General features: G+C 67.3%; 4 protein-coding genes. 1 reads left to right on the plus strand and 3 read right to left on the minus strand.

Features of this window, described 5'->3' with window-relative positions; genetic code table 11:
* The coding region (locus tag AC04L7_RS10515; RefSeq protein WP_475512962.1) for a CocE/NonD family hydrolase at nt 1-1,173 on the minus strand (1,173 nt) is incomplete at its 3' end.
* A 485-nt stretch (nt 1,174-1,658) separates the two neighbouring features.
* Between AC04L7_RS10515 and AC04L7_RS10520 the strand changes: the two genes are divergently transcribed.
* On the plus strand, nt 1,659-3,794 hold the full coding sequence (locus tag AC04L7_RS10520; RefSeq protein ID WP_435996542.1) for a TonB-dependent receptor family protein: 2,136 nt from the start codon (nt 1,659-1,661) through the stop codon (nt 3,792-3,794).
* Between the two features lie 11 nt (nt 3,795-3,805).
* On the opposite strand, the gene AC04L7_RS10525 is transcribed toward AC04L7_RS10520, so the two are convergent.
* A complete protein-coding gene (locus tag AC04L7_RS10525) occupies nt 3,806-4,636 on the minus strand; it encodes a polysaccharide deacetylase family protein (RefSeq protein ID WP_435996544.1) in 831 nt (276 codons plus the stop codon).
* A gap of 2 nt (nt 4,637-4,638) precedes the next feature.
* Nucleotides 4,639-6,102: a glycoside hydrolase family 30 protein gene (locus AC04L7_RS10530; protein WP_435996546.1), complete on the minus strand. Its 1,464-nt coding sequence runs from the start codon at nt 6,100-6,102 to the stop codon at nt 4,639-4,641.
* Nucleotides 6,103-6,317: the final 215 nt, after the last annotated feature.

Consider the following 6,317-nt stretch of genomic DNA (forward strand, 5'->3'; position numbering starts at 1 on the left):
GGCGTACTCCTCGCCCTGGGGGATCATCGACTGCCAATACGCGTCGTAATCCGGATGCTGCAGCCATTCCAGGAACAACGGATTCGCGCTGCCATCGACCTGTGGCCGATCCCGGTACGCGAGACCGCGGGCATAGGCCTCGCGGTCGAGCTTGAGCCAGCGTTCGCCATCGCCATACCGTGCGTTGTCCAGCCAACGGTTGCTCGCGGTGTACAGCGGCCAGGGATACATGAAGTTGAGGAAGACGTTGCCTTCCATGGGAATGTCGATGCCGGGCGCCGCCGAGGCGGATGTGGCGATGGCCTTCAATGCCGGCGGCAGGTGCTTCAGTGCCGCCCACTGCGCGAAGCTGTTGTAGCTGCCGCCGAACATGCCCACGCGTCCATCGCTCCAGGGCTGTGTTGCGATCCAGCCGATGACCGCGGCGGCATCGGTTCCGTCGTGCTTGAACGGGGCGATGGCATCCGGACTGCGGCCCTTGCCGCGACTGTACGCCACCGCGCCGACATAACCGTGCGCGGCCATCGTCTTGGCATCGCCCCAAGCCACGTCATCGTCGGCGTAGACGGTGAACTGCAGCAAGGTGGGCAGTCGAGGGGCCGCCGCCGGGCGTACGACGAGGGTGGCGATGCGTGCGCCGTCCGGCGTGGGCACCAGGACATCACGATCAATGCGGTAGCGAAGGGCGTCGTCTTCCCGTAGCGCATCCGCGAACAGCGGTTGCAGCGCCACGTAGACACGATGGACCTGGTACGCACGGATAAGGTCGATCGCGTCCGGCAGCGTGACGCGTCGTTTCCCCGCGATCTTCGCCAGTGCCGCATCCAGATCGCCGCGGACGCGCGTCACCGATGTTCCGAAGGCGAACTCCGCCTGCAGGGCTCTCCTGTCGTCGAGCGCACCGAACCGTTGCGCGAACGCGTGGCGCCACGCGTTCGTGAAAGACATTCCCTGCTGCGCCTGCAGGACGTTCGCGCGCGCGTGGATCTCGTACTGGAGGAAGACCGGCGGCTGCGACGGCGGATCGTTGCGCAGCAGGCGGAGTGCATCGATGCTTTCGATCGCCTGCGCGTACTGGCCGGCGACCATCTGCAGCCGGAATTGCGTGCCGAGATAGCGCGCCCGGTCCTCGTCCTGGTGCAGGCTGAGTACGTCCCGCGCGAGGCCGGGCATCGCTTGGTCGATGTCGCCACCTTGGAGTCCTGCAGGAACCGGCACTTCCGGTACCTGTGCGAACGACGGCAGACAGAGGATCGTAAGGATAAGTCCCAGCAGTAGTTTCATATCGGCCGGAGTCAGGCATACCGGCATGCAGCTTGGCATGCTGCCCTTGCAGCAGGGAAGTGACCAAGGCATGCCGGCGCGAGGCGATGCATCTCGTAACCTAGTGCGGTGCCGACCCAGTGCCTCCGGCATACTGATGGCCTACCGCCCGGATAGCGAAGCATGACGGTGTTGAGCAGAAGCATGGACATTGAAGTGCAGGCGATGGGAGGGTGCCGTGCAGCCAGCGGCGCTGTCGCCCCGGATCTGATTCGTACTGTTTCGCAGGAAGAGCGCGCTGGCAGCGGACCGTCGACCAGCCGTGCACTCGTCGTCAGTGTTGGAAGGCAACGCCGCGTAGACGTGCCTCGCCCGGGATTCGGAACGATGCGCGCATGCCGTTGAAGTCGCGCTTCTGGCCGCTGGTGTGCGCCGCCTTGTGGGCACGGGCCGCGGGGGCTGAGCCGGCCGAACAGCCCGTCTTGCCGGCGGAAACGCTTGATCGTGTGGTCGTGACCGCGACGCGCCTGGAAACGGTCGAGGCGTTCGACACGCCCGCATCCACCGGTGTCGTGGCACTGGGCGATGGCGGTGCACGTCCGCAGGCAGCGTTGTCGGAGGTGCTCGAGGGCATTCCCGGCGTATTCGCGCGCGAACGGCAGAACCTCGCCCAGGACACGCAGTTGTCGATTCGTGGATTCGGCGCGCGGTCGACGTTCGGCGTGCGCGGCTTGCGCCTGTATGCCGACGGCGTGCCGGCGACAATGCCGGACGGTCAAGGCCAGGTGTCGCACTTCAACCTGCTGAGCGCGGATCGCGTGGAGGTGTTGCGCGGACCCTTTTCCGCCCTGCATGGCAACTCGTCCGGTGGCGTGATCCACTTGTGGAGCGACATTCCTGACGACGGGCGCGAAGCGCGTGCGCAGGCCAGCGTCGGCAGCCACGACAGCACCGTGATCGGTGCGCGCGTGCGCGGCGCGGGCGACGTGCTCGGCTACTCGGTGTCGGCATCGGTACTGGATACGCAGGGCTTTCGGGACCACAGCGCCGCACGGCGGGAATCGCTCAATGCCCGACTGCGCTTGAAGCCGGGCGACGGCACGCTGGATCTGTTGCTCAACCATTTCGACGCGCCCGACGCCCAGGACCCACTGGGCCTGACGCGGGCGCAGGCATGGCAGGCACCGCGCCAGGCGGCGCCCGTCGCAGTGCAGTACGACACGCGGAAGTCCGTGCGCCAGGATCAACTGGGCGCGGTCTACGAACGGCCCCTCGCCGCCGGCCACCGGTTGCGCGCGATGGCCTACGGCGGCCGTCGCGATGTCGAGCAGTACCTCGCGCTGCCGATCGCGGCGCAGGGCAATCCGCTCAATTCGGGGGGTGTGATCGACCTGGCCAACGATTACGGCGGGGCCGATCTCCGCTGGTCATGGACAGGCGACCTGGCGGGCCGACCGTTCGAGCTGGCGGCCGGTATCAACGCGGACCGCCAGCGCCAGCATCGGCGTGGCTACGAGAACTTCGTCGGCGCCTCGCTGGGCGTGCGCGGTACGCTGCGGCGGGACGAACGCAACCAGGTCGGCAACGCGGACCAGTATGCACAGGCGTGGTGGCGCCTGGCGCCACGCTGGTCGCTGCTGGTCGGTGTCCGCCACAGCCGTGTCGACTTCCGTTCCGACGACGCTTACGTCACGGCCACCAATCCCGACGACAGCGGTCGCGTGGTGTACGAACGGACCATGCCCGTCGCGGGCGCGGTGTTCGCGCCCACCGATGCCTTCCGCATATATGCGTCCACGGGGCGCGGCTTCGAGACGCCGACCTTCAACGAGGTCGGCTACCGTGCCGACGGCGGTGCGGGCCTTGCGTTCGACCTGCGCCCGGCGACCAGCCGCAACACCGAACTGGGCGTGAAGTGGCGGGGCCGGCAAGGCGCGCGCGTCGAGGCGGCGGTGTTCCGCGCCGACACCGATGACGAGCTCGCAGTCGCGCGCAATGTCGGCGGGCGCAGCAGCTTCCGCAATGTCGGCGCCGCGCGTCGCGAAGGTGTCGAGCTCCAGGCGGACCTGCCACTCCATGAGGCGTGGCAGCTGCAACTCGCCTATACGTGGCTGGATGCGACATTCCGCGACAGCTTCCCCATCTGCACCGCGAGCGGTTGCGCCTCGCCTGTCGTGCAGGTCGTGGCCGGCACCCGCATTCCCGGCATCGCCCGCCAGCAGGCATCGGCACGCTTGCGTTGGCAGGGTGCGCAATGGAGCGTCGCTGCCCAGCTGTCGGCGATCGGCAACGTCACGGTGAACGATACCGGCAGCGAACGCGCGCCGGGCTACAGCGTGCTGAACCTGGAACTGGTGCGCGACTGGGCGCTGCGGCAGGGCCGGCTGCAGGCATTCGCGCGCGTCGACAACGCACTGGACCGGTTCCATATCGGTTCGGTCATCGTCAACGAAGGCAATGGACGCTTCTACGAACCGGGCACCGACCGCACGTTCACACTCGGGCTGCGCTGGCTGTGGGCGGAGGACTGATGCGTTGGATGTCAGCGCGTCGGCGTGGGTGCACCTGATCGGTGGGAGGCGACGTATTTCATGATGTCGATGAAGGGCGCCACCCAGTAGTCGTCGGGGTGCGCGGCGAGATAGCGCAGCAGTTGTTCGTGCGCTTCGCGCGACACGGCAAGGTGATCGCCGCCGATGCCGTGGAATGTGAAGTTGACCATGGTGCCCTGGCGCGCCGCCTGCTCGACGCGTGCGATCAGCTGGTCGCCGGTGACGCCTGCAGGTACATCCACCGGCACGGCGGCCAGGTCGATCGCCGCCATGTCGTCGATGACGCCCCCTTGCCCGAGCTTGATCGCGACGAACTCCGATGCGACGGCATCGACGTAGTTGCCATCGCTCGCCTGCGTATCGCCGCAGGGGACGGTCATCGTCCGCTCGGTCCTGCCATCGAGCATGGCCAGCATCGCGTTGGCCAGCCGCACCTGGTCGACCAGCTGGGCGATCGTGGTGGTATCCAGGTTGCGATGCGGGACGACCCAGCCGCGATCGGGTAGCGACGCCGAGCACGCATGGAACAGCGTGTGGTTGCCGAGCTCGTGCCCGTTGCGCGCAGCGGCCGCCCATTCGCGCTGGCGCGTGCGGAGCGTGTCCGACGCCAGGGTCAGATAGAAGCTCCCCTTCAGGCCGTAGCGATCGAGCGCCGGAATGGCGTGGTCGAGCTGCGAAGGGACGGCATCGTCGTAGGCCAGGCTCACCGCCGCCGTGCGTCCGTCGGGCCAGGGATACGGTTCGCCGGCCTGCGCGGCAGTGGCGGCCCCCGCCAGCGCCAGCAGGGCGAGCCGGGCGATCCCCCGCCGGAACGCGGACATCCCTACTGCACCAGCGTCTGGATCGCGCGCGCGGGAATCGTCACCACGCCCGAGGCCTGGCCGACGTAGAAGTTGTATGCGATCTCCTTGTCGGTCGGATTCATCACCACCGTCGCCAAGCGTCCGTCCGGGTTCACGAAGGACGTCGCCAGCAGCGTGCTGCGGCTGGTGGCGGTGCTGACGCGGCGCGCGTCGGGCCGGATGAACTTCGAGAAGTGGCCGATGTAGTAGTAGCTGGGCGTGTAGATGAGTTCCCCCGAGCGGGTGTCGGCGTGCAGTGGCGCGAAGCAGTAGTTGCCCACGTGGTTGGGGCCGCCTTTCTCGTCGAGCAGCATGTTCCAGTCGGTCCAGCCCACGGCGCCGTTGTTGAAGTCGTTGATCATCGACGTGCCGTAGCGTTCGGCGTTCGGCCAGTGCTGGTAGCGCGCGGGGTCGAACTTCTCCACGGCGGCTTCGGTCAGCAGCACCGGCTTGTCGGGGAAGGCTTCCGTCACCGCGGCCACGTTGCGGAACATGGGATCGAAGCCGGCCCATGTCTCGTACCAGTGGAAGCCCAGTCCCCATGCGTACTTCGCCGCTTCCGGGTCGCCCAGGATCACCTGTGCGCGGTACAGCATCATGTCGCGGTTGTGGTCCCACACGATGATCTTCTTGTCGGCGTAGCCCGCCGCGTGCATCGTCGGGCCCAGGTGCAGCTTGAGGAAGTCGCGCTCCTCTTCGGCCGTGTACAGCATCGATTCCCATGTCTGGGTGGCCATCGGCTCGTTCTGCACCGTGATGCCCCAGACCGGAATCCCTTCCTTCTCGTAGGCCTGGATGAACTTCACGTAGTAGTTCGCCCACGCCTGCCGGTACTCGGGCAGCAGCGCGCCCCCCTTGAGCATGTGCCCGTTGGTCTTCATGAAGGCCGGTGCGCTCCACGGGCTCGCGTACAGCGGCAACGCGCCACCCGCGGCGGCGATCGCCTGCTTGATCATCGGGATGCGCGCCTTCCGGTCATGGTCGACGGAGAACGTCGCCAGCGCCTTGTCGCCCTCGTCGATGTACGTGTAACTGGCGGAGCTGAAGTCGGAACTGTGGATGGTGGTGCGCGCCAGCGAGTAGCCGATGCCGTCCTTTCCGTCGTAGTACGCGCGCATGAACTCGGCCTGCTTCGCCGGCGACAGCGTCGCGTAGACCTCGGCCGTGGAATCGGTGATGGCACCCCCGATCCCCAGCAGGGGCTGGAATGTCTTCGTGGGATCGACGAAGACCGAGTTCTCGACCTCCGTCAGTCGGTGCCCCGCCGTCAGGGTGACGGTCCCGGTCTGGCTCAACCGGTGCGCGGTGCCCTGCGCCGTCGTGTAGAGGGTCACGGTGGCAGGTCGCATGGGCGTCTCCTTGGGTTCGGCGGCGCTGGCGCCTGTCCATGTGGCGGCGAGTGCCATGCCGATCGCGGCAGCGGAAGAGAGTCGCGTGTAGCGCATGCAGGAACCTCGCAGGGGTGGGAACGGTCCGATCCCGCGTCGCCGCGTCGGACGCGTGGTAGTTGACAGCGCTGTCATACCGTTGCTACATCTCGCTGTCAATCGATGGCTCGGGGTAGTGCGGGAAGCGTGCGTGCGTCGTGCTTTCCGTGCGCGTCGTACGCAGGCGCGTGTTGCCGTGCAGCACGTGTTTGCGTGCAAGGCGCCGAGGATCG

Source organism: Pseudoxanthomonas sp. LjRoot204_2 (assembly GCF_056175765.1).